The following is a 26,546-nucleotide window of genomic DNA, read 5'->3' as shown; positions in this document are numbered from 1 at the left end:
TGAACGGGAGCCGGAATGAACGGGAGCCGGAATGAACGGGAGCCGGAATGAACGGGAGGTCCCGGATGCGGCTCGACATCGTCTCGATCTTCCCGGACTATCTCGCCCCGCTGCGGCTCTCGCTCGTCGGCAAGGCGGTCGAGGCGGGCCTCATCGACCTGCGCGTGCACGACCTGCGGGACTGGACGCACGACCGCCACCGCACCGTCGACGACACCCCCACCGGCGGTGGCGCCGGCATGGTGATGCGGCCCGAGCCGTGGGGCGAGGCGCTCGACTCGCTTGCTCCGGCCGATGCCCCGCAGCCAAGGCTGGTGGTGCCGACCCCCGGTGGTAGGCCGTTCACCCAGGCGCTCGCCGCGGAGTTCGCCACCGAGCCCTGGCTGCTCTTCGCCTGCGGACGGTACGAAGGAATCGACCAGCGGGTCCTCGACCACGCCGCCACCAGGATGGGTGTCGAGGAGGTCTCGCTCGGCGACTACGTGCTGGCCGGCGGCGAGGTCGCCGTCCTGGTGATCGTCGAGGCCGTGGCGCGGTTGGTGCCCGGGGTGATCGGCAACCCGGAGTCCCTGGTCGAGGAGTCCCACGCGAGTGGGGCGTGGACCGGGTTGCTGGAATACCCCGTCTACACCAAACCGGCACGTTGGGAGGGCCGCGAGGTCCCGGAGGTGCTGCTGTCCGGTCACCACGGCCGGATCGCGCGCTGGCGGCGGGACCAGTCCCTGCGGCGTACTCTCCGCCGTCGGCCCGACCTGATCGACCGGCTTGTGGCCGGGGATGCTCTCGACGACCGTGATCGCGAAGTCCTTGCCGCCGAAGGCTGGTCGCCAGGGTGATTCGGCACCGCCGAGGCTCATATGCCAGACTTGGCCGTTGGCGCCGCGCGGATCTTGCCGCGGCGGCCGGTTGCGCCTCTGCCGCAGGGGAGGCGCTTCGGGACTTTTCTGTCCCCCGTTCGATGAGTTGCCCACCGCCACCGGTGGTGACCTGTGGCACCACAAGGAGAAGATCATGACTTCGCTCGAGGCCGTCGACGCCGCGTCCCTGCGCACCGACGTACCAGCATTCCAGGCCGGCGACACGCTCAAGGTTCACGTGCGGGTCGTCGAGGGCAACCGTTCCCGGATCCAGGTGTTCCAGGGCGTCTGCATCAGGCGCAGTGGCGCCGGCATCAAGGCGACCTTCACCGTCCGCAAGGTCAGCTTCGGCGTCGGCGTCGAGCGGACCTTCCCGGTGCACACACCGGTCATCGACAAGATCGAGGTCGCGACGCGGGGTGACGTCCGGCGGGCCAAGCTCTACTACGTCCGCGGCCTTCGCGGCAAGGCGGCCAAGATCAAGGAGAAGCGCGAGTCAGCGCCCGGCCGCTGATCCTCGTCGTCTAGGCTCGACGCGGTGAACACGGGAGATCGCGACTGGTCGCGAGTCGATCTCGGGGAGGGCGCGGACGGTGCGGTCCAAGGATGAGTCCGACCGGCGCGAGGTTGCCGAACGCACGGCCGACGGCAGTCGCGACGGCGGCAGGACCGGCGGCCAGCGCGGCGAGCAGGGCCGGCGCGCACAGGAACGGTCGTTCTGGCGCGAGTTGCCCGTACTCGTCATCCTCGCCCTCGGCCTCGCTCTCCTGATCAAGACGTTCCTCATCCAGGCGTTCTACATCCCCTCGGAGTCGATGGAGGAGACGCTGGTCCCCGGGGACCGCGTGCTCGTCAACAAGCTCGCGTACCGGCTGGGCGAGATCCAGCGCGGCGACGTGATCGTCTTCAACGGAGCCGACTCCTGGGAGAGCGAGATCGTCATCGCCCCGCCGAGCGGCCCGGTGGAGGGTTTTCTCCGCAAGGTGGGCGAGCTGTTCGGGTTCGCCACGGTGGGGGAGAAGGACTTCATCAAGCGGGTCATCGGCCTTCCAGGAGACCGGGTCAAGTGCTGTGATGCGCAGAAGCGCCTCACGGTCAACGGCAAGCCTCTCGAGGAGTCCGGTTATCTCTTCCGCGGTGACACGCCGTCGGCGACGCCCTTCGACATCCAGGTGCCGCCCAACCGGGTCTGGGTGATGGGTGACCACCGGTCCGCGTCCGCCGACTCCCGTTCCCACCTCAGCGACCCGGGCAACGGGACGATCCCGACCGACCATGTGCTCGGCCGGGCGTTCGTGGTCGTCTGGCCCATCGACCGGCTCGCCGGCCTGACCCGGCCACCCGCCTACGCCGAGGCCGGTCTCGCCGCCGACGTCGCGGCCGGAGCGGCGCCCCTGGTCGCCGCGGCGGGTGTCGTGTTCCCGCTGGCCGGCCTACGCCGACTGGTCCGGCGCCGCCGCCAGGGCACCTCCTGACCGGTGGCCCGCACAGGTCACAATGGCCCTATGGTCCCTTCCCGTCGCGTCGTGGTCCGCCGGGACTCGGGCCTGTACGCCTATGAGCGGGCGCTGGGACGTGCCGACATGGCACCTGTGGCGGGAGTCGACGAGGCGGGACGTGGCGCCTGCGCGGGGCCGCTGGTGGCCGCAGCGGCGATCCTTCCGGCGGGTCGGCGGGGCGAGGTACCCGGCCTTGCCGATTCCAAGCTGCTGACGGAGCGGGCCCGGGAGCGGTGCTACGCCCAGGTCACCCGCCGCGCACTGGCGTGGTCCGTGGTCGTCGTACCCCCTGGCGAATGTGACCGACTTGGGATGCATCGGGTGAATATCGAGGCATTGCGCCGGGCGTTGTTCCAGCTCGACACGCGGCCGGCGTACGTGCTGACCGACGGTTTTCCGGTGGACGGGCTGGGTGCGCCGGGCCTCGCGGTGTGGAAAGGTGACCGGGTGGTCGCGTGTATCGCAGCCGCCTCGGTGATCGCCAAGGTCACCAGGGACCGGCTCATGCGGAAGCTGCACAACCGCTATCCGGCATACGGTTTCGCCACCCACAAGGGTTACTGCACGACCGATCACCAGGAAGCACTTGAGCGCTACGGAGCGTGTCCGGAGCACCGGATGCGCTGGGTGAATGTGATGCGGGCGGCCGTCGCCGCCGGGGAGGCACCGGACACCGCTGTTGTCGGCGAGATGGGTGAGAATGGCCCGGGGGTCAGCGACGACCCCGGCAGCGGATCCCGCGGAGGGATCGCGGAGCCGCCTACACACGACGAGGACCTGGTGACTGTGACCGCGGGGAGCCTGCATCGGGGAGGGGAGCGCGAGCGATGAGCGCTGAGGACCTCGAGAAGTACGAAACCGAGATGGAGCTGCAGCTCTACCGCGAATACCGCGACGTCGTGAGCATCTTCAAGTACGTCGTCGAGACCGACCGGCGGTTCTATCTCGCCAACCACGTCGATCTCAAGGTGCGCAGCGAGGGCGGCGAGACCTACTTCGAGGTCACCATGTCCGACGCCTGGGTGTGGGACATGTACCGCCCCGCCCGGTTCGTGAAGAACGTCAAGGTCGTGACGTTCAAGGACGTCAATGTCGAGGAGCTCGCCAAGAGCGACCTGGAGCTCCCGAAGGACGACAGCGGGCCGTTCGGAAGCCGCTGATGCGGACCATGAATGGGTGACCGAGCCGTGGCCGACGAGCCGCTCCCCGCCGACATCATCGCCGCGTTGCGGGCGGTCTCGACCGCGACGTTGACCACCCAGCTGATGGCCCGCGGGCTGCGCAACACGTTTCTGGCGGGCCTGCGTCCCCTCAACGCGTCGGCGCCACGGATGGTCGGCACCGCGTTCACGCTGCGGTACATCCCGGCGCGGGAGGACATCGACGTGCTGAGTGTGTTCCAGGATCCGGAGCACCCCCAGCGCAAGGCGGTCGAGTCGGTGAGTCCGGGCCAGGTCCTCGTCATGGACTGTCGGGGCCAGGCTCGGGCCGCGTCGCTGGGCGGCATTCTCGGCATGCGTCTCCTTCGCCGGGGCGCCGCAGGCGTGGTCACCGACGGGTCCGTACGCGACTCGCCGAACTTCGCCGACCTGGGACTCCCTGCCTATGCCGCCGGCGTCTCCGCGACCGCCAACCTCGCGCTGCACCACGCCGTCGACTTCCAGGTGCCGATCGGCTGCGCGGAAGTGCCGGTCTATCCAGGAGATGTCATGGTGGGCGACGCGGAGGGAGTCGTGTGCGTCCCACGGGACCTGGCCGCCGAGGTGGCGCGGGACGCGGTGGCGCAGGAACACCTCGAGGAGTTCGTCGAGGCCGAGATCGCCGCGGGGGCTGCCCTGCCTGGCGTCTATCCGCCCAACACCGAAACCCGCGCCCGCTACGCCGCCTGGGCCGAACGGAATCCCCCGCCCGTCCAGCTGTGACGACGGGTGCGGGTCCTCAGCGGCTCTCCGGCTCGGCCACCGTGCCCTCCCGGGCGAGAAAGTCGAAGTCGCACCCCTCCTCGGCCTGGGTGATGTGGTCGAGGTAGAGCGCGCCGTAGCCTCTGCCGTACGCCTCGGCCGGCGCGGTCCAGGCGGCTCGTCGGCGTTCCAGCTCCTCCTCGGACACGTCCATGTCGAGTCGCCGCGCGGCCACGTCCAGCGTCACGAGGTCACCGTCCCGGATCAGTGCGAGCGGTCCGCCCACATGGGACTCGGGCGACACGTGCAGGACACACGCGCCGTAGCTCGTACCGCTCATCCGGGCGTCGGAGATCCGCAGCATGTCGCGGACGCCCTGTTTCAGCAGCCGGTCGGGGATGGGGAGCATGCCGTACTCCGGCATGCCCGGCCCGCCCTTGGGTCCGGTACCGCGCAGGATCAGCACGGTGTCGGGCGTGATCGGCAGCGACTCGTCGTTGATGCGTTGCTGCAGGTCCTGGTAGTTCTCGAAGACCACCGCCGGCCCCGTGTGCCGGTGGAAGCGCGGGTCGGCGGCCGCGTGCTTGATGACCGCACCACCCGGCGCGAGGTTGCCGCGGAGTACCGCCAGCCCGCCCTCGGCCCACACCGGCTTGTCCCACGGGCGGATCACATCGGCGTCGTGCACGTCCGCGCCCGAGATCACCTCGCCGAACGTATGACCCGTCACGGTGAGCCGGTCCAGGTGCAGGTGGTCACGCACCTGCGCAAGGAGCGCCCGCAGCCCGCCGGCGTAGTAGAAGTCCTCCATGAGGTACGCACCGGTCGGGCGGATGTTCGCCAGCACCGGGATCTTCCGCGACAGTGCGTCGAAGTCGTCCAGTGTCAGCTTCACCTTGCTCCGACCGGCCATCGCGACCAGGTGGATGGCGGCGTTGGTCGATCCTCCGAGCGCGAGGACGGCGGTGATCGCGTCGAGGTAGGCGCGCCGGTCGAGGATGTGGGACGGCCGCCGGTCGTTCCACACCATCTCCACGATCTGCCGGCCGGTGGCGGCGGCCATGCGCGAGTGTGCCGAGTCGGCCGCGGGGATCGACGCCGCTCCCGGCAGCGTCATGCCGAGCGCCTCGGCCGCCGAGGTCATCGTCGACGCCGTACCCATCGTCATGCAGTGGCCGGGCGAGCGCGCGATGCCCTCCTCGATCTCGGCCCAGTCCTCGTCGGTGATGGTGCCGGCCCGCTTCTCCGCCCAGTACTTCCACACGTCGCTGCCGCTGCCCAGCACACTCCCGCGCCAGTTGCCGCGCAGCATCGGGCCGGCGGGGACGTAGATCGCGGGGACGTCCATGCTGACCGCACCCATCAGCAGGGCGGGCGTCGTCTTGTCACAGCCACCCAGCAGGACCGCGCCGTCGATGGGGTACGAACGCAGCAGCTCCTCGGTCTCCATCGCCAGCAGGTTGCGGTAGAGCATCGTGCTCGGCTTCTGGAACGGCTCAGACAGGGAGATCGCCGGCAGCTCGACCGGGTAGCCGCCCGCCTGCCACACGCCCCGCTTGACCTCCTCGGCGCGCTGGCGTAGGTGGATGTGGCACGGGTTGATCTCGCTCCACGTGTTGACGACGCCGATGACGGGCTTGCCGAGATGCTCCTCGGCGGCGATGCCCATCTGCCGGGTGCGGGACCGGTGGCCGAAGGCGCGCAGGCCCGGGTCGCCGTACCACGCATGGCTGCGGAGCTCGTCGGGACGCTTACGGTGCCCAGGTCGATCGCTGGACTCGGGTCGATCGCTGGACTCGGGTCGATCGCTGGACTCGGGTCGATCGCTGGACTCGGGTCGATCGCTGGACTCGGGTCGATCGCTGGACAAGGGGGGATCTCCTTACGTACCGGTCCTAGGCCCGGCCCTGGCCGGGGTCGAGCAGGTGGGAGAGGAGGCGTTCGGGCGCGATGACGTCAGGGTCGGTGCGAATGTCGACCACACACGCCCGGTCGCTCGCCAGCGCCGCGCGGAGGGTGTCCTCGATCGCAGTGGGATCGTCGAGGACGAAGCCTTGTGCGCCGAGGCCCTCGGCCCAACGGGCAAGGTCGAGAGCGCCGATCTCGATTCCGGCAAGGCGGCCCTGCGCCCGGGCCTGGTGCATGGCGATCGTGCCGTACATCCGGTTGGAGAAGGCGAGCACGACGATCGGCGTGCCATGGCGTACGGCGGTCTCGATCTCCTGCCCCGTCATCAGGATCCCGCCGTCGCCGACGAGCGCCACGACAGTACGGTCCGGTGCGGCCAGCTTGGCAGCCACGGCAGCGGGGACGGCGTAGCCCATCGCGCCGTTGCACGGGCCGAGCAGTCGGTGGCTGGTCTGGAAACGCCAGTAACGGTGGAAGAAGCCGGAGAAGTTGCCGGCGTCATTCGTCAGGATCACGTCGGCGGGAGCCAGCCGGCGCAGCGTGGTGATCACGTCGGCGGGATGGATGCCACAGGCGCCGGTGACGGCGTCGGGTCGGCTGCCGACCCTCGCGGGGTGGTGGGAGAAGTCCAGCGCCGCCTGGTGCGGGTCGTGCCAGTCCGTGCCGCCTGGCTCGTGTCCGGCGTCGCCGGTCAGAGCGTCAAGGACAGCTTGCGGGTCGGCGTCGAGGCGTACGGTCCCGGACGCGGGCTCGTGTTCGGGGAGGCCGCGTCCGAGTATCACCAGCCGCTGGCCGGGCAGGGGATAGCGGAACTCCTGCGAGGTGATCGCGTCGAGCCGGGTACCGAGGACCATCACCAGGTCGGCATCGTCCAGCGCCTCCAGAACGGCCGGTGTGGTCCCCAGGCCGAGGTGGCCGAGAAAGTGCGGGTGGTCCTCACTGAACGCGTCCTGCCGGCGGAACGCGACGTAGACGCCGAAACCGAAGCGTTCCGAGGCCCGGCGGAGCGACTCTCGGCCCACGCGGTCTCCTTGGCCGGCGATCGCGACCGGACGCTTCGCCGTGGCGATCATCGCGGCGAGATCCTGGGTGGCGGCCGCGAGCGCCTCAGGCGTCGAGGGCGCGGGAGCGGTGGGCTTCGGGGGTTCGCCGTCGTACGCCTCGGCCCAGAAGTCGGCCGGAACGCTGAGCGCCACCGGGCCGAGGCGTGGTGCGTACATGCGGGTGAGGGCTTCGGCGGTCGCCCGCGGGACGTCGGCGGGCCGGGAGGGCTCGTGCGACCAGACGGTGAGGGGCGCGTAGAGAGCCGCGAGGTCGACCTCCTGGAAACCCTCGCGGCCTTCGCTCGCCCGGACGTCCGACTCGACCTGGCCGAGGATCGCGATCACGGGCGTCTGGTCCTGGTGGGCGGTGTGGATGCCGATCGCGAGGTTCGTGGCGCCAGGTCCCCGGCTGGCCAGGGCGAGGGTGGGCCGCCCGGTCAGCTTGCCCTCGGCCTCCGCCATGAACGCCGCACCGCTCTCGTGCCGGGTGGAGACCAGCCTGATGCGGGGTTCGGCGTCGAGTTCGTCGAGCAGGGAGAGGAAGGACTCGCCTGGGACGGTGTAGGCGGTGCGTACGCCGGCGTCGGCGAGAAGCCGTACGACGGTCCTCGCGACGTTCTGTGACATTTCGGCGTGGACTCCCGGAGGGTTCGCTCGACTGGCGTGGATGCCTGGCCTCCTTCGTACCTCACCGGTGCCCGACGACGCCATCGCTGCCACGTTTTGTCCACAGTCGGCAGATCGGCGTGCTTTTCCACAGCCGTCGCCGCCCGCGCCCACCCCTCCCACCTCCGGCCCCATGGTGGTGCCCAGGAGGTGAACGCCGGTGCACGCGAAGAATGTGATCGGGCGCGAGGGAGAGGACCTGGCCGTCCAGCATCTGCAGGAGGCCGGATTCGTCGTCCTGGAGCGCAACTGGCGCTGCGATCTGGGAGAGATCGACATCGTGGCCCTCGACGGCGCGGTCCTGGTCGTCTGCGAGGTCAAGACCCGCTCCGGGCTAGGTTTCGGGACCCCGTTGGAAGGCGTCACCTGGGAGAAGGCGGCGAGGCTCCGCCGGCTCGCCGGGCGATGGCTGGCCGGACACCCGCAGGCCCGCAGCGGCGGCGTCCGCATCGACGTCGTGGGTGTGCTGCGGAGCGACACTGCCCCGGCCGTCATCGAGCACGTACGCGGAGTGGACTGAGATGGCCCTCGCGCGTACGCGTTCGGTGGCGCTGACCGGCGTGGAAGGGCACGTCGTCGAGGTGGAGGCGCACATCGGCAACGGCCTGCCGGGCTTCGGGCTGGTCGGCCTGCCCGACACGGCCCTGGCCGAGGCCCGCTCGCGTGTCCGGGCCGCGGTCACCAACTCCGATCAGGACTGGCCGCAGCGGAAACTGACCGTGGCGTTGTCACCGGCCACACTGCCCAAGGGCGGCGCCCACTTCGACATGGCGATCGCCTTGGCGGTGCTCGGTGCCGCGGACGTCATCCCTCAGACGGCGTTGGATCCGGTGATCATCCTGGGTGAGCTCGGGCTCGACGGGCGGGTCAAGCCGGTCCGCGGCACCCTGCCGTCCGTGATCGCCGCCTCGGCGGTGGGCTGGCGGCGGTTCGTCGTCCCGGAACCCAACGTCGGCGAAGCGAAACTGGTCCAGGACGCCGAGGTCTTCGGGGTCCGGTCGCTGCGTCAGGTCGTGGCCCTGCTCCGCGGCGACGAGATTCCGGACGAGCCTGCCGACGTTTCCGCCGCCGAAGCCGCGACCGTGGACGAACACGGCGGACTCCGCCGCCCGGACCGCCTCGACGGGCTCGATCTTGCCGAGGTGCTGGGCCAGGCCGCCGCACGGCGCGCGGTCGAGGTGGCCGCGGCGGGTGGTCATCATCTGTTCATGTCGGGCCCACCCGGTGCCGGCAAGACCATGCTCGCCGAACGCATGCCCGCCCTGCTTCCGGATCTGCCTCTGGTTGCCGCGCTCGAGGTGACGGCGATCCATTCGGTCGCGGGACTCCTACCCGCCGACGCGCCGCTGATCGTCCGGCCGCCCTTCTGCGATCCGCACCACTCCGCTTCGCTGCCGGCGATCGTGGGTGGCGGTGCGCGAGTCGCCCGACCAGGCGCCGTCTCGCTCGCTCATCGCGGCATTCTCTTCCTCGACGAGGCACCGGAGTTCCGGCCCAGCGTGCTCGATGCGCTCCGCCAGCCACTGGAGCACGGCGAGGTGGTGATCGCCCGCTCGGCGGGAACGGCGCGGCTGCCGGCACGGTTCCAGCTGGTGCTCGCGGCGAACCCGTGCCCCTGCGGTCGTGCGTACGGCCAGGGGGTCTACTGCACGTGCAGTTCCCAGGCCCGCACCCGCTACCAGCATCGACTGTCGGGCCCGATCCGGGACCGGGTCGACCTCCTCCAACTGGTGGAGCCGGTCTCGCGGGCGGAGATGCGGGCCGACCAGCAGCTGGTCGAGTCGACCGAGGTCGTCGCCGCCAGGGTCCGGTCGGCGCGGGAACGCCAGGCCGACCGCTATGCCGGACTGCCGTGGTCACTCAATGCCCACGTCCCCGGCTATGAGCTACGCAGACGCTGGCCGCCCGAGCCGTCGGCGCTACCCGCGCTGGAGCGCCACCTGTCCGCCGGCTGGTTGACCGCCCGCGGTGCCGACCGGGTCCTTCGGATCGGCTGAGTGTTAAGTTAGCCGACGTGCGAGTGATCGTCTACACGCGGATATCCCGCGACGACACGGGCGCAGGTCTCGGCGTCGCGCGGCAACGCGAGGACTGCGAAACGCTGGCCGCCGCGCGCGGCTGGCGCACTGTCGACACCATCGTCGACAACGACATGTCGGCCGCCGGCAAGCGGCAGCGACCAGGATTCGAGCGTCTCATGGCCGCCGTCGAGGCCGGCCAGGTCGACGCCGTGGTCGCCTGGTCGTTCGACCGACTCACCCGCAACGCACGCGACAGGCTCCGCATGGTCGAGGCCGGCAAGTCGCGCGGCCTGATCGTCGCCCTCGTGCGCGGCTCCGACCTCGACATGTCGACGCCGGCCGGCCGGCTTACGGCCGGCGTCCTCGGCGAGGTCGCGCAACACGAGATCGACCAGAAGGCCGACCGGCAGCGTCGTGCTGCCCGCCAGGCCGCGTCGCAGGGCCGTCGCACGGGCGGCCGGCGCGTGTTCGGGTACGACGCCGATATGACGCCACGGCAGGTCGAGGCCGACGCCGTGCGCGACGGGTACGAGGCGCTGTTGGCTGGCGCGTCGCTCGGCGCGATCGCCCGCGACTGGCGCGGCCGTGGTCTCACGACACCGCAGACGCGTCGAGGCGCCTACGCCGGCGAGCCGGGCAGGTGGACGCCGCAAGTTGTGTCACGGACGCTCCGCAAGCCCGCGTACGCCGGCCTGCGCCCGTTCGACGGCGACCTGATCGCGGCGGCCTGGCCGTCGCTCGTGACCGAGGACGTGTGGCGCGCGGCGCAGGCCGTTCTCACCGATCCTGGCCGACGTACCGGCGGCGGCGGGCAACGGTTCCTGCTGACGGGGATCGCTTTGTGTGGGGTCGACGGGTGCGGCCTGACTGTGCACTGCGGCGGCGGGTACGCGTCGCGCCGCAACTATCGGACGTACCGGTGTCGCAGCATGGGGCACGTCGCCCGCAAGGCCGACCCGATCGACGAATTCGTCGGCGCCGTCGTCGTGGCGCGGATGTCTCGCCGCGACGCGGCCGACCTGCTCGTCGACCACGACCGGCCCGACGTCGACAGGATGCGCGGCGAGGCCGACAACCTGCGCCGCCGCATCGACGCCCTGGCCGTCGACCTCGAGATCGACGAGAGGACGTTGGCGCGACGCGATCGGGCGTTGCGTGAACGGCTCGCCGTGGTCGAGGCCGAGTTGGCGGATGCCGGCCGGGTCGATGTGCTCGGCGCCCTGGTCGGCGTCGACGACGTGGCGGCGGCGTGGGATGGGCTCGACCTCGACCGGCGCCGCGCCGTGGTTGATCTGTTGTTGACGGTTCGCCTGCTGCCTGTCGGGCGCGGTGTGCGCACGTTCCGGCCTGAGTCGGTGGGTATCGCCTGGCGCTGAACCGCGCGGTTTGGTGTCAACTGTTGGTTGCGTTTGGCCTTGTGTGTAAGGGCGTTCGGGGTTCGCGGCGAGTTACGCGAACGTACGCGACGAAACGCAGCTAAGCGCGTTGGCATGGTAGGTTGCTAAGCGACCGGCCACGAACGACGAACGACCTCACCCCCGAGAGGACGCCCGGCACACGGGAGCGGTCTCGGGATTGCGGCGCCGCCGCGATGCGTCGAGGATCACTGCGCGGGCTGCCGGCGCCCGGCGCGCAGGTGGCTCGACACGAACCCTCGGAACCTCGAAGGACCGTGTCATGTCGCAGCGCGTCCGCACTGCCAAATCACGTCTCGCCGCCGCCCGTAGGTGGCACCCGAACGCCGACACAACCGACCTCGACCGCGACCTGAAATTCGCGAACGCCGAGGACTACATTCGCCGCCTGGTCGACACTGCGCCGCCGTTGACGGCCGACCAGCGCGACCGGCTCGCCGTCCTACTCCGCCCCGCCCGCAAGCGTCGCGACGACGGGCCGGAGGCGGCCTGACATGACCAGGCAAACGAAAGGCCGCCCCACGGGAAGGGGGGCGGCCAATCGCCGAACGGACGCAAACCGAGACGTCGACATTGTCGCACAGGGCGCCGACGTTATGCACCGTTGTGGCCGGCGGCGCCTCGACGGTTCGGTCTGTCAGGCGCCGGTCGCCCGCGCCGGCCTCGCGTGCCGATGGCACGGCGACCAGGACGGCGGGCGGCGCTGATGGGCGCGCGGGTCGCCTACGCCGAGGCGGGCGCCGCCATGCGCCAGGCGGTCGAGCGGGCGTTAGCGCTCGACTGTGGCGAGCGCAAGTTGCGCGTGCTGCTCGTCGTGCTCGCGCTCACGGCGTCGTACTCGAAACTCTCCGACCGCGTGTACCTGGCCGCCATCGCGTCGCGCGTGTTCGGGATCGCTGAGCCGTACGGCTGGCAGGTCAAGAAGGTTGGCCGCGACCTGGCTTGGCTGGCCGACCGAGGGGTTATTGGGCGGCAGCCGGCCAGGGTCGGCCGCCCCCGCGCGGGGAGCGGCGGCGCGTCATACACGGTGACCTTGCCCGCCCAAGAAAGGGAGCCGTCTCAGTCGGGAAAGGGAGCTGCTGACGGCTCCCTTTCCGCAGAAAAAAGGGAGCCGTCACAGTCGCGAAAGGGAGCCGTCACAGTCGCGAAAGGGAGCCGCCCACGGGACCCCTACCTAGAAGTCGAGAAGGTCGAGGAGAAAGAAACACACACACACAGCGGGGGTGGGCCGCCTGCGGCGGCCGTCAAGTCGTCAGGACGCGATCCCGACGCGGAACCTCGACGCAAGTCCCGGTCCCGTGGCTGGGATATCGAACGGGTCGTGTCGAAACTGCGGCGCCGGCTGAGTAGCGCCGACGAGGAGTTCGCGGCAAAGCTCGCCGAGGACGAGGGCCTATGGGTCGACGGGACATGGCTGTCTGACGGGTTCGACGCCCTGTTGGTGGAGTTGGGCTGCGCTGACCCGGACGACGACGACCGGCGGCTGCGCGCGAACATCCCTTACCGGGTCAGGCTGGAGCTGAACGCCAAGTGCGAGGCGATCGACGAATGGCTCGACAGTGGCGACGTCGACGACCTGCCCGCCGCACTCGAACCGGCATTTCGCAAGCGGAGTCGAGCGCGACGCAAGGCCCGGGAGTCGGTCGGGCGTAACTCGGCCATGGGCGAGCCGGCGCCGACGTCGGAACCAGCGCCGGAACCGGAGCCGACCCCGGCGCCGGTCGTGAACGGCGCCGGTCGCCCGAGCGCGGCCGACGTCGCCAGGAAATTCCAGATGCGCGCACCATCCACAACGGGAGGGAAACCATGACCACGAAACGCACACTCGCCGAGCACATCGGCGACGCCCTGTCCGCGTCCGCCCGACGCGTCCTCGCCGAGCATCCCGAGCAGCGCGAGGCCGTCGCCGCGTTCATGGAAACCGCACACGAACGTGTCGTGATCGTCCCGACGGTCGACCGTGACGCGTCGGGGCGCATCGACACCCGGTCGTACGCCCTCGACGTGTACCTGCGCCTGTCGCAAGGGTTGGTGCCGTTGTGCACGGTGCGGCGGCGTGAGCTGGCGATGCCGCCCGGGCACGAGGACGCCGACCCACGCGCCGAGGCGCGCGACCTGCTCGACCAGAACGGCGCCGCACTCGGACGTATCCCAGACACCCCCGCCGCCCTGTTCGACGACGGACAGGCCAACCAGGAAGGCACACCATGACCACGACCGACCGTTCGTACGACTTCCCGCCCGCCGTCGGCGACGACCTGCGCGACTGCCCGACCTGCACGCGCGGCCGGCACGAGATCGTCGCCAACGACGACCCCGAATGCGCCGCGCCGTTCCTCATTCGCGCGTGGCACGCGGCCGACTGTCCCGCCCTCGACGACGGCGACCAGGGCGACACGTGAAGCTCGACCGACGCACCAGGTACGGCGCCGCACACAAGGCGGTGCGGCGCCGCCTGGTCGACATGTACCGGCCGGGGCAACCCTGCGCCCTGTGCGGCGAGCAGATGACCGACCCGGCCCGCCTGCTCGACCTCGCACACTCGGCGTCCGGCACCTGGTTGGGCCTGGCGCACCGCAAGTGCAACCGGGGCGACGCCGCACGCATCGGCAACCGCACCCGCGTCGGCAAGGCCGTCGACCCCGCGCCGGCGCCCCGCACCAGATGGTGACCACGCGCCGCCCGCGCCGGCCAGGACACGACAGAACAGGCGGGAACGTCCCGACCTACCCGGAACGGGTCACAGTCGCCCAGAATGGCGCACAGGGCCTCTCACGATTTTTCCGCGACCGGCCCGCCTGCTGACCCTGGCCACTGTCGAATCTCTCTCTCCGAGGCGCCGGCCGGGGCGGGCGGCCCGCCGGGTTCGTCGAGGCGGGCGGGGTTCTCGCGGGATTCGGCGAGGTTTGCCGAGAAACGTCGAGGATCGTCGAGCGACGCCGCGACGCGGCGAGTTGTCGCCGGTTTTGTGCGATGATTGGCGGGCCGCTCGGAGCGTGGTGATCCTGCCGGGCGGTTGGCGTCGGAATCGGCACCCCGGGTCGTAATCACCCCGGCACCCCGTCCGACTGCCGGCGACGCAAACGCTGATGACGGCACCCCGTGCCCCGCTGCGCCGACACCCCCGCGAACGGCGGGCACCTCGATGCGGCCGGGTGGCGCGGCACCCCGCCGGCGGCGTCGAGTCCACCAAACTTCAACCCTGCAAGGGGAAAGGCTATGAATCCGTTTCTGAAGGCGCAGCGCGAGCGTTACGAGCGACTGCGCTCCAATATCGCCGCATTGCAGGACGCCGCGACCCGTGATGGGCGCGACTTCTCCGAAGACGAGGTGCGCCAGGTCAACGAGCAGGCCGCCGAGGCGCGCACGCTCGCCGCGTCGATCGAGTACCTGACCGACGAGGACAAGCGGGCCGAGCAGGTGCGCGAACTCGCAGCCCGTCTCGACGGCGGCGACGGGCAGGTGCGGAACCTCGGCGGCGGCGAGGCCGACCCGTACGGCGACGAACAGACCGGCGTGCCGGCGCTGATGCCGTCGCGGGCGCAGGTCGCCGACATGTTCCGCGCGGTTGCCGACGGCAAGCCGCTTCGGGTGACGACCGGACACGCCGGCGTCGACCACACCCGCGCCGTCGTCACTCTCGCCGGCGACGTCGGCACGCCGCAGACGGCGCTGTCGGCACGCACGCCGATCGAGCCTCGCCGGATCGCCCTTGCGGCGAACCTGACCAGTGAAGGCGTCTCCGGTGCGTCGGGTGCCGTGTTCCCGGTGTTCCTTGCCGGCGCGGCCGGGCAGACCGCTGAGAACGTGGCGAAGACCGAGTATTTCAACATCAACCCGGGCACGGCGGCGCCGAAGACGCTCGCCGTGTGGACCGACTTCACCCGGCAGGCGTCGTCGTCGCACACGGCGTTCGAGGGCCGGTTGCGGCAGAAGCTCGCCGCCCTGGTCGCCGCACAGCAAGACATCCTGCTGTGCGCGAAGGTCCTCGGCACGACCGGCATTCAGGTGCAGGCGGCGACGGGCGACCCGATGGCGCAGCAGTTGCTTGTCGCCGCCGGCAAGGTCGCCGCGTCCGACGTCGGGCAGGCGCCCGACCTGGTGGCGGTGAACCCGGCCGACCTCGGGAAGATCATGGGCGCCGGTGTCGGCAACACCCCGCCCGGTGAACTCGCCGAACTGCATCTGACGTTGCACGGCATGGTCGTGTACCCGACGACCGCGATCACGGCGGGCACTGCCCTGGTGGGTGCGTGGCGGGCGGCGTCGCGTCTGGTGGTCGGCATGTCGCCGACATACATGCTCGACCCGTACACGCAGATGAAGTCGAACATCATCACGGCGTTGCTCGAAGAGGCCGTCGACCTGGCCGTCGAAGAACCTTCGGGATTCGTCAACGTCGACCTGGTGGTGTGATCAATGGCGCTGGCGACGGGTCCGGCGATGGTCGGGCCGGTGTCGAAGGTGGTGCTCTCTGAGGACGACCGCGAGGCACGCCGGCGGGAACTGCTCGGCGCCGAGGGGCTGTTCCCGGGGGAGCTTCCCGGGCAGCAGTGGCCACGGCCTGACGGTTTCGCGACTGTCGGGCACGACGGGCCGGCGCCGGAGCGGTAACGACCTGGCCGGCGGGCGGCGCACACCCTCGCCGCCTGCCGGCCTTCCCCCGCCCGGGGAACCTTCCGACCCTGGGCAAGCGAAACGCCCCGCCGGTAGTCCTCCCCGGCGGGGCGTTTCGCGTTGCAGGGTTGGGTTATTCGAACAGGGTGCGCCACACGTTGACGGCGGCGAGGATCACCAACGCCCACGCGGCGGCGCAGAACGTGACCACGGCGGCGGCGCCGGCGACTTTGGCCGGGTCGAGGCCGCCACGGTGCGCGCCCTTCACTGCTCGACCTCGCCCTCGGCGGCGGCGGCGGCGACGTCGGCGGCGATCTCGACGCGTCGGGCGAGGATGCCGGCGAGCGACAGGCAGGTCGACGGCAGGTCGCACACGGTGCGCCAGTCGTCGCGGGTGATGCCGAAACCCTCCGATACGCCCCAGAGGGCGGCGAGGACGGTCGCAGCGTCGTTGCGTACGGCGTCGGACACGCCGTAGCGGGGGCGCAGGTGCAGGGTTGCGTCGATGGCGCCGGCGGCGCGGTTGGCGAGGGCGACCTCGTGGCAGCGGCACGGGCATGTGTGGTCGGCGTCGGCGCATCGGGCGTGTGCGCCCTGCTCGCACGCGGGGCGGGCAGGGTCGAAAATGGTTGGCACGGTCGAACCTCCGGGGTTCGGTCGAGGGTCCGGCCGGCGCTTGGGGCGCCGCGCCGGACCCGCCTTCCGACATCTGCTAGGTGGCATCCCTAGCGATCGCGTGGACACTCGCCGACCTTGCGAGTCGTGACCGACCGTCCCGCCACGACACGTTCGCGGCCCTGACGATGCGGCTCGGCCACGAACCCATCCAGACGCGGAGGCGGGCAGGATGAGCGAGGAGCTGATGGACGCGGTGGCAGGTGCTCAGCCGAGTCGCGCCGTCTCCGATGCCGAGCGGCTCGCGTGCGCTGCTCTGACGACGATGGGTGAGCCGGGTGATCTCGTCCTTGCCCGGTTCGTCGGTGAGCACGGCGCCGAAGCGACCGTCAAGGCGATTGAGTCCGGGCAGTTTCCCGGGCGGGCGCTCGGTGACTACCAGACGAGGCTCGCGACGAGTTCCCCGGCGCGCGACCTCGACCAGGCTGCTCGCATCGGCGCGCGCCTGGTGTGTCCCGGAGAGGACGAGTGGACCGAAGCGCTCGACGTGCTGGCGTCGGCCGGGGCGATCGAGCGTCGCGGTGGGGTACCACTGGCGCTCTGGGTCCGCGGCCAGGCCGATCTGAGACTGGTGACCGCACGATCGTGTGCTGTGGTCGGTGCGCGCGCTGCCAGCGAATACGGCCAGTACATGGCGGGCGAGCTGGGGGCCGGCCTCGCCGATCGCGGCATCACGGTCGTCTCGGGGGCGGCCTTCGGCATCGATGCCGCCGCCCACCGGGGCGCGTTGGCGGGCGGTGGGCTGACAGTGGCTGTCCTGGCGTCGGGAGTCGACGTCGCCTACCCACGAGCCCACCAACAGCTCCTTCGTTGGATCGCAGAAGAGGGCCTCATCGTCAGCGAGGTACCACCGGGGTCCACCCCGCGTAGGCCGCGGTTCCTGATCCGCAACCGGCTGATTGCCGCGCTCACGCAGGGGACGCTGGTCGTGGAGGCTGCCCTGCGCAGCGGTGCTCTCAACACCGCAGCCTGGGCCGAGCGGTGCCATCGAGAGGTCATGGGTGTACCCGGACCGGTGACGTCGATGACTTCAGCTGGCGTACACCGGCTGCTCCGCGACGGCATCGCGACCCTCGTCACCGATGCCGACGAGGTCGTTGAGCAGATCAGCCGGATAGGGGAGAACCTCGCCCCTGCCAAGCTCGGGGAACGACGCCCCCGCGACGAGCTCGACGCCCGCGCACGGCAGGTTCTCGAAGCGGTGCCGGTCATCCGCGCGGGCGGCGTCGCGGGGATCTCGTCCGCGGCGGGTATCCCACCCGACGAGGTGCTCGGCACGCTGGGGGAGCTCCTCCTGGTCGGATACGTCGAGCGACAGGGCAACGGCTGGCGGCTTTCGGCACGCGAGCGTGCCAATCGCCGCCATCCGTCGACTGCGGGTCGGGACAGCCTCTGATGGACCGGGTGCGGCATCCGTCGAAGGGTGGCGGCTTGCGTTCACGGAGACGATGGGCCACCGTCGGGATGTGGCCGGCGCGAACCTCGAATCCGACAACCTGGGATCCGGCGACGTGGGATCCGGCGACGTGGGATCCGGCAAGGTGGGATCCGGCACTGCAGATGGCGGTGCGCTCTCCGCCGCCGGGCGTGCGCTCCTCGTGGAGTTCGAGCGCCACCTGTCCGCGGAGCGCGGGGCATCCCGGCACACGATTCGTGCCTACCTCGGCGACGTCCAGAGCCTGCTGGAGCACCTTGCGACGCCCGAGGACGCACCTGCGGGTCACACGGCGGCCGACGCGGCCGAGGCCCGGCCGGATGGTCGGCCGGACCCGGCACCGTCTGAGCTCGAAGGGTTGGGCATTCGGGACCTGCGCGGCTGGCTCGCTGAGATGCAGGCGTCCGGGCGTGCTCGCACGACTCTCGCCCGCCGAGCGGCGGCGATCCGCACCTTCACGGCGTGGGCACACCGGCGTGGGACCATCTCCACGGATCCCGGCGTACTTCTGGGTACTCCGAAGCCGCACCGGAAGCTGCCGGGCGTTCTTCGCCGGGAGGAGGCGACCCGGCTGCTCGAACTCGCCGCCGTAGCCAGCGACGACGGCAGCCCGGCCGGTAGTCGAGATCGCGCCATCCTGGAACTCCTGTACGCCACCGGCGTGAGAGTGGGCGAGCTCGTGGGCCTGGACGTCGACGACGTCGACCACGAGAGGCGGGTTGTTCGCGTCCTGGGCAAGGGCAACAAGCAGCGGTCCGTACCGTTCGGTGTGCCCGCGGCAACGGCCCTTGCCGACTACCTCGGTCGGGCCCGGCCGGCGCTGGCTCGACCGGCAAGTGGTGCCGCGCTGTTCCTGGGAGCCCGAGGAGGCCGGATGGATCAGCGCGCGGTGCGCAGGCTCGTCCATCAGCGGCTCGCCGACGTCCCCGACGCCCCCGACCTCGGGCCGCACGGCCTCCGGCACACGGCCGCCACGCACGTGCTCGAAGGTGGCGCTGACCTCAGGAGCGTCCAGGAGCTGCTCGGGCACGCGTCGCTCGCCACCACACAGATCTACACCCACGTCTCCGCCGAACGACTGCGCAAGGTCTATACCCAAGCACATCCCCGGGCATGACCTGACGCCCAACGCGTGCTGCCCGGCGGCGAAATCGGTCGGGCGGTGGCTCGGCCGGGCGGCGAGGGCTGGCAGAATCGACGTGCGTGACAGCCGATGTGGCAGCAGAAGGTTCGAACGAGCTGTGGGGCCCCGACTGGCCAGGCGTGCGGGAATCCTGGAGTCTCGACCCGCACCGAGCTCACCTCAACCACGGTTCGTTCGGCGCGGTGCCGGGGCCCGTGCGCGAGGCGCAGGACCGGTGGCGCGATCTCATCGACGCCAACCCCATGCGGTACTTCCGGACGATTCGGACGCCGTCGATCGTCGCCGCGCGGCAGGCGGGCGCTAGCCTTCTCCAGACCTCGCCCGAGGCTGTGGCGCTTGTCGCCAACGCGACCGCCGGGGTGAGTACGGTCCTCGCCGGGCTCGGCCTGCGCGCCGGCGACGAGATCGTCCTGACCGATCATGCCTACGGTGCCGTCGCACTCGCCGCCAAGAGGTTCGCGCGAGCGGCGGGCGCTCGGGTCGCATCTGTCAAGATCGCCTTGACGGCATCCGACGAGGAGGTCGTGCAACGGCTGGCGGAGGCCGTGGGTCCACGGACTCGGCTCGTACTCGTTGATCAGGTGACCTCGCCCACGGCCCGCGCCTTTCCGGTCGGAGGCATCGCCGAGATGGCGCGGTCGCATGACGTCCCGACGCTTGTCGACGGCGCTCATGCGCCCGGCATGCTGGATGTCCGGCTGGACTCGCTCGGTGTCGACTTCTGGGTGGGCAACTTTCACAAGTGGGCGTTCGCGGCCCGTAGCGTCGCCGCGCTCTGGGTCGCCCCACGCTGGCGCGAGTCGATCCGCCCGCTCGTCATCTCATGGAACGACGAGCAGGGTTATCCCACCTCCTTCGACCAGCAGGGCACCACCGACGACTCGGCCTGGCTGTCGCTCCCCGACGCCGTACGGTTCTTCGAGGACCTCGGAGTGGACCGCGTACGCCGGCACAACAGCACCCTGGTTGCCTACGCTCAGGAAACCCTGGCCACCGCGCTCGGCGTTTCCCTGGCAGACGTGTGCAGCGATCCGCGGATGTCCATGCGACTGGTTCCGTTGCCCCGCGGCGTGGCCACGACCGAAGAGCAGGCCGCGCGGTTGTACGCCAGCATCGCCGACAAGATCGGCGCCGAGGTGGCGGTGATCAGCTGGTCGGGTCGGGGGTGGATCCGGCTGTCCGCGCAGGTGTACAACGCGCCCGCCGAGTACGACCAGCTGGCGGTCGGGTTGTCCGATCTCATCCGTTGAGTCCCTGAGGTCGCGCGGGTCCCCGAGGTCGCGCGGGTCCCTGACGTCGCGCGGGTCCCTGACGTCGCGCAGGTCTCTGAGGTCGCGCAGGTTCCGATCGCCTTTCAGGATCGACGAGTGGAGGCTAGGCCGCGTCGCGCAGTCGTTGTCGCACGGTGGCGAGGTCGATCACGCCTCCGCCTCCGGCATCGCGGCGGGACGCGGAGGTGGGAGGCCAGTACGGCGGTGGGACGGGCGGTGACGGGCCACCTCCGCGGGATTGTCGACTCAGGCGGACCACCACCCCGGCGGCGATGGCGCCGGCCAAGGCACCCGCGGCCGGTGGCGCGAAAGTGCTGACAGCGGCGGAGAGCTTGCGCGTTGCCGGATCGATGGACGTGTCACCGCCTTCGTGGCCTTCACCGCCGGCGCCTGGCACGGCCACGACATCGGCCCGAGCGCTCCTCCAGGCGGGCACCGCCGTGGCCGGTGCGGACGTCCGAGGGCCGGCATCCCGGCCAGGGTCGCTGGGCGACGGGGCGGGCCCTCTCAGGGTGACCGGGGCCCCGACATCACCGAGCGGGAGCAGTCGAGGCGTGGGCGGCGTGACCAGGCTGAGCGGGTTCACGTACGCCCCGGCCCGGATGGCACCCCAGTGCAGGCAGAAGCGGGGCGCGCAGTGGCTCTGGCTTCCGGTCAAGGTGCCGAGCACGGTCCCGGTGGACACGCGGGCACCGACGTCGACCGCCGCGGCGACGGGTTCGTACGTGGTCCGCAGGACACCATGCGAGACGGCCACCACACCTCGTCCGGCGAGAAGCCCGGCGTACGTGACCACGCCCGCGCCCGCCGCGCGAACCTGCTGGTCCTCCGCTCCCAGCAGGTCCACGCCGCGGTGCCCGGCACCCCACCTCGAGTCAGGTCGGTCGAATGGCCCACGACCTCCGGCCGCGGTGACAGAGGCCAACCCCAGCGATCCGGTGCGGCGTGTGCCGTGACCAGAGGGAGGAAGGTCCCCACAAGGATGACGAGAAGGACGAGAACGGTCCGAAGAGGCCATCGGTGCCGCGTCCAGAACCAGCCAGGGTGCACAGACCGTGCACAGGACTCGGCCGGCGCGCGCTCGTCAGGTGGTCGAGCCGTGAGCGGTGGGCCGGGAGAGGCGAGCAGAGAGCGGCGGGTTCGCGTCGGCGGGTAGGAATTGGTCATGCACTGATCGTCGACGACGGGGGCGTGGGCGGGAGGCGGGCAGGGAATGCCTGTGGATGACGATGCCGATTCGACTGCTGTGGACAAAATGTGCTGACCATGAGGGTGGCAGGAAGCGGCCGGACCATCGAGTACACTTCACCGGGCATTTCCGTCGGGTCTCGCACCTCGTCTCTGCCACGATGTGGCATCAGACAGGCACACACGGTGTGGGATCTGAGGGAGCAACATCCCACAGCACAATCAGCATCACATTACGCACGCTCGCTCTCCGCTTCCCCAGCGAAGCGGGCACACCTCTCGGTCCCCGCGGGTCGACAGCATCCAACGGGCTTGGTGTGCGCGAGCGTCAGGGGCCCGGGCCACTCGGTCACGGGCCAAGGAACCGAGAGCGCGTCCCGTCGAGGACGCGGAGGAGGCACGCGGCCATGGCCGTCGTCACGATGAGGCAGCTGCTCGAGAGCGGCGTACATTTCGGACACCAGACCCGGCGCTGGAACCCGAAGATGAAGCGCTACATCTTCACTGAGCGCAACGGTATCTACATCATCGACCTGCAGCAGTCGCTGTCCTACATCGACCGGGCGTACCAGTTCGTCAAGGACACCGTGGCGCGCGGCGGGTCGGTTCTCTTCGTCGGTACGAAGAAGCAGGCGCAGGAAGCGATCGCCGAGCAGGCGATGCGGGTCGGCATGCCGTATGTCAACCAGCGCTGGCTCGGTGGCATGCTCACCAACTTCCAGACGACCTACAAGCGCACCCAGCGGTTGAAGGATCTCGAGGAGATCGACTTCGACGACGTAGCCGGCTCCGGCATGACCAAGAAGGAGCTGCTCGGCCTGCGGCGTGAGCGCGACAAGCTCGACCGCACCCGAGGCGGCATCCGCCGGATGCAGCGCCTTCCGAGCGCGGTGTGGATCGTCGACACCAAGAAGGAGCACCTCGCCGTTGACGAGGCGAAGAAGCTCGGCATCCCGGTGATCGCGATCCTCGACACCAACTGCGATCCCGACGAGGTGACCTTCCCGATCCCCGGCAACGACGACGCGATCCGGTCCGTCGCCCTGCTCACCCGGATCGTCTCCGACGCGGTGGCCGACGGGCTCATGGCTCGGGCAGGCGCCGGTGAAGAGGCGCAGGTGGGTGCGGAGCTCGGCGTCGAGGAGCCCCTGCCCGAGTGGGAGCGCGAGCTGCTCGCCCGGTCGGAGGCGGACGCGGGAGCGGGAGCAGCCGAGGCCGGTACGCCGGCGGAGCCGTCCGCGACCAGTGCGGAGCAGCCGGCCGCTGCGAGTCCGGACAGCGCCGCGGCGCAGCCGGGCGAGGCGGCACCCGAGGCGGCGGCCGACGCGACAGAGGCGACCAGCACTGACGCCGGCGCGGCCGCACCCACCGGTGACAACCAGGCGTGAGTCCCTGGCCCGCCCGGGCCGCGAGCTTCCCACGGCGCCGGACCGGGCGCCCGCCCTCGGCGCCATGCGTACGAGGAACTGACACCGACACTGACCAAGAGAGCGATCACCAGAGCAGATGAGCACCTTCACCACGGCCGACGTCAAGCGGCTCCGCGACGCAACCGGGGCCGGAATGATGGACTGCAAGAATGCCCTCACCGAGGCCGAGGGCGACTTCGACAAGGCGGTCGAGGTACTCCGCGTCAAGGGGGCCGCCAAGGCGGCCAAGCGGGGTGCCGAACGCACCGCCAGCAACGGCATCGTCGTCGCCAAGGACGGCGCCCTCCTCGAGATCAACTGCGAAACCGACTTCGTGGCGAAGAACGAGCAGTTCCAGGCGCTCGGAAACGATCTTGTCGCACTGGCGAGTGCGGCGAAGGTCTCCAGCTCCGACGAGCTCCTCGCCGCGAAGAGCTCAGACGGCAAGACCGCTGCCGAGGCGATCGACGCGCTCGCCGCCGTCATCGGCGAGAAGCTCGCCATCGGGCGGGTGGTGGCATTCGAGGGGAACACCGCGGTCTACCTCCACCGGCGGGCGACCGACCTGCCGCCGCAGGTCGGCGTGCTGGTGGCGTACGAAGGCACCGGTGAGGACGCCGCCAAGGCAGCTGCCATGCAGATCGCGGCGATGCGTCCGGACTATGTCACCCGCGACGACGTACCCGCTGATGTTGTCGAGAGCGAACGCCGGATCGCTGAGGAAACCGCTCGGAACGAAGGCAAGCCGGAGCAGGCACTGCCCCGGATCGTCGAGGGCCGGGTGAACGGTTTCTTCAAGGACGCGGTGCTCGTCGAGCAGCCGTCGGTCCACGACCAGCAGAAGACCGTGGGACAGGCGCTGGCAGAGGCGGGCGTCACCGTGACCCGCTTCGCACGCTTCGAGGTGGGCCAGTAGCACGGAAAGACCACATCGCGCGGATCACCACAATTTCCGCGCGGGACACCACCACAATGCCGACACTCGGGCGGCCGGTACGCACCGTGCGGCCGATGGCCACGTAACGTCGGTGGAGGAGGAGGCGGGGTCGTGGAGGCTGATGTCGTGGGAGTAGCGCTATGACGACCGAAACGGTCCCGGCCTCGCCGGCCCCTGGCACGACTCCGATGCCGTATCGCCGGGTCGTCCTCAAGTTGTCCGGCGAGGTGTTCGGTGGCGGGAAGCTCGGCGTGGATCCTGACGTCGTGGCGAGCATCGCCGCCCAGGTGGCGGAGGTGGTCCGGGACGGGGTGCAGGTGGCGGTCGTCGTCGGAGGCGGCAACTACTTCCGGGGCGCAGAGCTCGAGCAGGGCGGCATGGATCGTGCCCGCGCCGACTACATGGGCATGCTGGGCACCGTCATGAACTGCCTCGCCCTCCAGGACTTCCTGGAGAAGCAGGGCGTGGACACCCGCGTACAGACGGCGATCACCATGGGCCAGATCGCCGAGCCCTACATTCCCCGGCGGGCGATCAGGCACCTCGAGAAGGGCCGAGTGGTCATATTCGGTGCCGGGTCGGGCATGCCGTACTTCTCGACCGATACGGTGGCGGCCCAGCGCGCCCTCGAAGTGGATGCCGAAGTGCTGCTGAAGGCGACGTCGGTCGATGGTGTCTACGACGCCGACCCGAAGGAGGTGCCGGAGGCGCGCAAGTTCGAGCAGGTCAGCTTCGCCGAATGTCTGCGGCGCCGCCTGCGGGTCGCCGACGCGACGGCGTTCAGCTTGTGCATGGAACACAAGTTGCCGATCATCGTCTTCAACCTCCTCCAGGACGGCAATATCGCCCGCGTCGTTCGAGGTGAGAGGATCGGGACGCTCGTCTCGGTTGACCCCTGACCGGGCGGTTCGAATACGGGACGGCCCCACGGAGCACCATCGGCTCGTAGGCGCGTGGCGGGTCGGTCCGGCCGGCCGGCGGCCGAACAACGCAAGGACAAGGAGATCGCGACCGTGACCATCGACCAGACTCTCCGCGACGCGGAACAGAAGATGGGCAAGGCCGTCGACTTTGCCAAGGAGGAGTTCGCCGCGATCCGTACGGGCCGTGCGCACCCGGCGATGTTCGCGAAGCTCCAGGCGGACTACTACGGCACGCCGACGCCCATCCAGCAGCTGGCGTCGTTCCACATCCCCGAGGCGCGACTCGTCGTCATCACGCCGTATGACAAGAACGCCCTTGCCGGGATCGAGAAGACGATCCGCGACTCTGACCTGGGCGTGAATCCGGCCAATGACGGTGCCGTGATCCGCATCGCCCTGCCGGAGCTCACCGCCGAACGCCGCAAGGAGTACGCCAAGCTCGCCCGGACCAAGGCCGAGGAGGCCCGGGTGGCGGTGCGCAACATCCGCCGGCACGCGAAGGAGACGCTCGACCGCCTGTCCCGCGACGGCGAGGCCGGCGAGGACGACGTCGCCCGAGGCGAGAAGCACCTCGACTCGTCGACGCGCAAGTACGTCAGCCAGATCGATGACCTGCTCAAGCACAAGGAAGAAGAGATCCTCGAGGTCTAGATGGCTAACTCCAAGGGGGCGCCGGCGAAGCGAGCGGCCCACGTGGCGCCCGCCACAGCCGCGGCAGAGCCGCAGGCGGGCACCGTACGCAACCTGCGCGTGAGCCGCCCGTGCGTGACATCGTGACCGCGCCGCCTGAGGGAGAAGACACCGAGAGGCGGCGGTCGTGGCGTACCGGCCGCCTCGGCCGCAACCTCACGGCGGCGATCGGTGTGGGTGCGCTGCTCGGAGCGCTTTTCCTCGGGTCGCTGTTCATCGTCAAAGCCGTCTTCGTGGCCTTCGTGGTGGTTGCCGTCGGCGTTGCCGTCATCGAGCTCTCCCTTGCTCTGCGCCCGGCTGGGGTGCGGCTCCCGCGTGTGCCGCTGTTGGCCGGCGTTGTCGGCATGCTGGTCGGTGCGTACGTCGGCCAGACGCCAGCGCTGGCGGGTGCCCTGGGGCTCACGACGCTCGCGATCTGCTTCGGACGGTTGCCGGCCGGGCGGGAGGGCTTCGTCCGCGACGTGACGGCCGGGGTGTTCGTCGCGCTCTACGTTCCGTTCCTGGCCGGGTTCGCCCTGCTGCTTCTGCGACCGGACGACGGGCCCTTCCGCGTGTTGATCTTCGTGGCGGTGGCGGTGGCGAGCGATGTCGGCGGCTACGTGGCCGGGGTGTTGTTCGGGCGGCACAAGCTGGCGCCGGAGATCAGCCCAGGCAAGACCGTGGAAGGGCTTATCGGATCGGCGCTGTTCTGCCTGGCCGTCGGCGTGGCAGGGGTGGTGATCCTGCTCGGCGGTTCATGGTGGGCAGGGCTGGTGCTCGGTGTGGCCGCGACCGTCACCGCGACACTCGGCGACCTGGTGGAGTCGATGCTCAAGCGCGATCTCGGGATCAAGGACATGGGCAGTCTGCTGCCCGGACACGGCGGTGTGATGGACCGGTTGGACTCGCTCCTGCCTACCGCGTTGGTGAGTTGGCTGGTGCTGACCCTGCTCGTCCCCCCGGGCTGA

Annotated in this window: 28 protein-coding genes and 1 pseudogene; 24 read left to right on the top strand and 5 right to left on the bottom strand. The window is 70.4% G+C overall.

All coding sequences use genetic code 11. The features are described from left to right. Positions 1-47 precede the first annotated feature (47 nt). The 6 genes and pseudogenes from trmD to ABN034_RS09385 all read left to right on the top strand — a co-directional run bounded on the left by trmD (position 48) and on the right by ABN034_RS09385 (position 4,278). Entirely contained in the window at positions 48-836 is a 789-nt protein-coding gene (gene trmD, locus ABN034_RS09410) for a tRNA (guanosine(37)-N1)-methyltransferase TrmD (protein WP_502878999.1), read from the top strand. A gap of 175 nt (positions 837-1,011) precedes the next feature. Beyond that, positions 1,012-1,371, top strand: coding sequence for a 50S ribosomal protein L19 (rplS, locus tag ABN034_RS09405; RefSeq protein WP_349690610.1), 360 nt, complete (start codon positions 1,012-1,014; stop codon positions 1,369-1,371). Between the two features lie 79 nt (positions 1,372-1,450). Further along, on the top strand, positions 1,451-2,332 hold the full coding sequence (gene lepB, locus ABN034_RS09400) for a signal peptidase I (RefSeq protein ID WP_349690609.1): 882 nt from the start codon (positions 1,451-1,453) through the stop codon (positions 2,330-2,332). A gap of 30 nt (positions 2,333-2,362) precedes the next feature. Continuing rightward, positions 2,363-3,004: pseudogene (locus ABN034_RS09395) on the top strand (ribonuclease HII); the annotation flags it as partial. A gap of 179 nt (positions 3,005-3,183) precedes the next feature. Beyond that, on the top strand, positions 3,184-3,516 hold the full coding sequence (locus ABN034_RS09390) for a DUF2469 domain-containing protein (protein ID WP_349326293.1): 333 nt from the start codon (positions 3,184-3,186) through the stop codon (positions 3,514-3,516). A 12-nt stretch (positions 3,517-3,528) separates the two neighbouring features. Beyond that, complete coding sequence (locus ABN034_RS09385; protein ID WP_349690608.1) at positions 3,529-4,278, top strand: ribonuclease activity regulator RraA; 750 nt, start codon at positions 3,529-3,531, stop codon at positions 4,276-4,278. A 16-nt stretch (positions 4,279-4,294) separates the two neighbouring features. On the opposite strand, the gene araD is transcribed toward ABN034_RS09385, so the two are convergent. Further along, positions 4,295-6,127 carry an L-arabinonate dehydratase gene (araD, locus tag ABN034_RS09380; protein ID WP_349690607.1) on the bottom strand — a complete coding sequence of 611 codons (1,833 nt, stop codon included), beginning with the start codon at positions 6,125-6,127 and terminating at the stop codon, positions 4,295-4,297. Positions 6,128-6,152: 25 nt separating this feature from the next. Next, positions 6,153-7,835, bottom strand: coding sequence for a thiamine pyrophosphate-binding protein (locus ABN034_RS09375; protein WP_349690606.1), 1,683 nt, complete (start codon positions 7,833-7,835; stop codon positions 6,153-6,155). Positions 7,836-8,034: 199 nt separating this feature from the next. On the opposite strand from ABN034_RS09375, the gene ABN034_RS09370 reads away from it, so the two are divergent. From ABN034_RS09370 to ABN034_RS09325, 10 genes are all read left to right on the top strand, one after another. Beyond that, positions 8,035-8,394, top strand: a complete 360-nt coding sequence (locus ABN034_RS09370) for a YraN family protein (RefSeq protein WP_349690605.1) — start codon at positions 8,035-8,037, stop codon at positions 8,392-8,394. 1 nt (position 8,395) lies between these two features. Beyond that, positions 8,396-9,871, top strand: coding sequence for a YifB family Mg chelatase-like AAA ATPase (locus ABN034_RS09365; protein WP_349690604.1), 1,476 nt, complete (start codon positions 8,396-8,398; stop codon positions 9,869-9,871). Positions 9,872-9,888: 17 nt separating this feature from the next. Then, entirely contained in the window at positions 9,889-11,271 is a 1,383-nt protein-coding gene (locus ABN034_RS09360) for a recombinase family protein (protein WP_349690603.1), read from the top strand. Positions 11,272-11,572: 301 nt separating this feature from the next. Then, positions 11,573-11,803 carry a hypothetical protein gene (locus tag ABN034_RS09355; RefSeq protein ID WP_349690602.1) on the top strand — a complete coding sequence of 77 codons (231 nt, stop codon included), beginning with the start codon at positions 11,573-11,575 and terminating at the stop codon, positions 11,801-11,803. A 213-nt stretch (positions 11,804-12,016) separates the two neighbouring features. Continuing rightward, positions 12,017-13,120, top strand: coding sequence for a hypothetical protein (locus tag ABN034_RS09350; protein ID WP_349690601.1), 1,104 nt, complete (start codon positions 12,017-12,019; stop codon positions 13,118-13,120). Further along, positions 13,117-13,521 (top strand): hypothetical protein, encoded by a 405-nt coding sequence (locus ABN034_RS09345; RefSeq protein ID WP_349690600.1) that lies wholly within the window; start codon positions 13,117-13,119, stop codon positions 13,519-13,521. Before ABN034_RS09350 ends, ABN034_RS09345 begins: the two co-directional genes overlap by 4 nt. Beyond that, a complete protein-coding gene (locus tag ABN034_RS09340; RefSeq protein ID WP_349690599.1) occupies positions 13,518-13,712 on the top strand; it encodes a hypothetical protein in 195 nt (64 codons plus the stop codon). Before ABN034_RS09345 ends, ABN034_RS09340 begins: the two co-directional genes overlap by 4 nt. Beyond that, on the top strand, positions 13,709-13,981 hold the full coding sequence (locus ABN034_RS09335) for a hypothetical protein (protein ID WP_349690598.1): 273 nt from the start codon (positions 13,709-13,711) through the stop codon (positions 13,979-13,981). Before ABN034_RS09340 ends, ABN034_RS09335 begins: the two co-directional genes overlap by 4 nt. 548 nt (positions 13,982-14,529) lie before the next feature. Beyond that, on the top strand, positions 14,530-15,726 hold the full coding sequence (locus tag ABN034_RS09330) for a hypothetical protein (protein WP_349690597.1): 1,197 nt from the start codon (positions 14,530-14,532) through the stop codon (positions 15,724-15,726). A gap of 3 nt (positions 15,727-15,729) precedes the next feature. Beyond that, positions 15,730-15,924, top strand: a complete 195-nt coding sequence (locus ABN034_RS09325) for a hypothetical protein (protein ID WP_349690596.1) — start codon at positions 15,730-15,732, stop codon at positions 15,922-15,924. 136 nt (positions 15,925-16,060) lie between these two features. Here the strand turns inward: ABN034_RS09325 and ABN034_RS09320 are convergent, their stop codons facing one another. Together ABN034_RS09320 and ABN034_RS09315 are read right to left on the bottom strand one after the other, a co-directional pair. After that, positions 16,061-16,195, bottom strand: a complete 135-nt coding sequence (locus tag ABN034_RS09320; protein WP_349690595.1) for a hypothetical protein — start codon at positions 16,193-16,195, stop codon at positions 16,061-16,063. Then, positions 16,192-16,563, bottom strand: coding sequence for a hypothetical protein (locus tag ABN034_RS09315; protein ID WP_349690594.1), 372 nt, complete (start codon positions 16,561-16,563; stop codon positions 16,192-16,194). Before ABN034_RS09315 ends, ABN034_RS09320 begins: the two co-directional genes overlap by 4 nt. Positions 16,564-16,774: 211 nt before the next feature. Here ABN034_RS09315 and dprA point away from each other — a divergent pair, with 211 nt between their 5' ends. The 3 genes from dprA to ABN034_RS09300 all read left to right on the top strand — a co-directional run bounded on the left by dprA (position 16,775) and on the right by ABN034_RS09300 (position 20,431). Then, positions 16,775-17,998 carry a DNA-processing protein DprA gene (dprA, locus tag ABN034_RS09310; protein WP_349690593.1) on the top strand — a complete coding sequence of 408 codons (1,224 nt, stop codon included), beginning with the start codon at positions 16,775-16,777 and terminating at the stop codon, positions 17,996-17,998. A 145-nt stretch (positions 17,999-18,143) separates the two neighbouring features. After that, the gene (locus tag ABN034_RS09305; protein WP_349690878.1) at positions 18,144-19,154 is read left to right on the top strand and encodes a tyrosine recombinase XerC; all 1,011 of its coding nucleotides are present in this window, start codon (positions 18,144-18,146) and stop codon (positions 19,152-19,154) included. An 86-nt stretch (positions 19,155-19,240) separates the two neighbouring features. Then, the gene (locus ABN034_RS09300; protein WP_349690592.1) at positions 19,241-20,431 is read left to right on the top strand and encodes an aminotransferase class V-fold PLP-dependent enzyme; all 1,191 of its coding nucleotides are present in this window, start codon (positions 19,241-19,243) and stop codon (positions 20,429-20,431) included. 124 nt (positions 20,432-20,555) lie between these two features. On the opposite strand, the gene ABN034_RS09295 is transcribed toward ABN034_RS09300, so the two are convergent. Continuing rightward, positions 20,556-21,299, bottom strand: coding sequence for a peptidoglycan DD-metalloendopeptidase family protein (locus ABN034_RS09295; RefSeq protein ID WP_349690591.1), 744 nt, complete (start codon positions 21,297-21,299; stop codon positions 20,556-20,558). A gap of 748 nt (positions 21,300-22,047) precedes the next feature. Between ABN034_RS09295 and rpsB the strand changes: the two genes are divergently transcribed. The 5 genes from rpsB (at position 22,048) to ABN034_RS09270 (ending at position 26,546) form a co-directional block, all read left to right on the top strand. Next, entirely contained in the window at positions 22,048-23,028 is a 981-nt protein-coding gene (rpsB, locus tag ABN034_RS09290; protein WP_349326302.1) for a 30S ribosomal protein S2, read from the top strand. Positions 23,029-23,146: 118 nt separating this feature from the next. Continuing rightward, a complete protein-coding gene (tsf, locus tag ABN034_RS09285) occupies positions 23,147-23,965 on the top strand; it encodes a translation elongation factor Ts (protein ID WP_349326303.1) in 819 nt (272 codons plus the stop codon). 161 nt (positions 23,966-24,126) lie between these two features. Further along, positions 24,127-24,885: a UMP kinase gene (gene pyrH, locus ABN034_RS09280; protein WP_349326304.1), complete on the top strand. Its 759-nt coding sequence runs from the start codon at positions 24,127-24,129 to the stop codon at positions 24,883-24,885. 120 nt (positions 24,886-25,005) lie between these two features. Then, positions 25,006-25,560 (top strand): ribosome recycling factor, encoded by a 555-nt coding sequence (gene frr, locus ABN034_RS09275; protein ID WP_349326640.1) that lies wholly within the window; start codon positions 25,006-25,008, stop codon positions 25,558-25,560. 110 nt (positions 25,561-25,670) lie between these two features. Next, positions 25,671-26,546 carry a phosphatidate cytidylyltransferase gene (locus tag ABN034_RS09270; RefSeq protein ID WP_349690590.1) on the top strand — a complete coding sequence of 292 codons (876 nt, stop codon included), beginning with the start codon at positions 25,671-25,673 and terminating at the stop codon, positions 26,544-26,546.

The sequence above is a fragment of the Actinopolymorpha sp. B11F2 genome (assembly GCF_040195635.1).
Lineage (GTDB): Bacteria > Actinomycetota > Actinomycetes > Propionibacteriales > Actinopolymorphaceae > Thermasporomyces.
The sequence above is the reverse complement of the archived record's forward strand: the minus strand, read 5'-3'. Positions and strand labels throughout refer to the sequence as shown.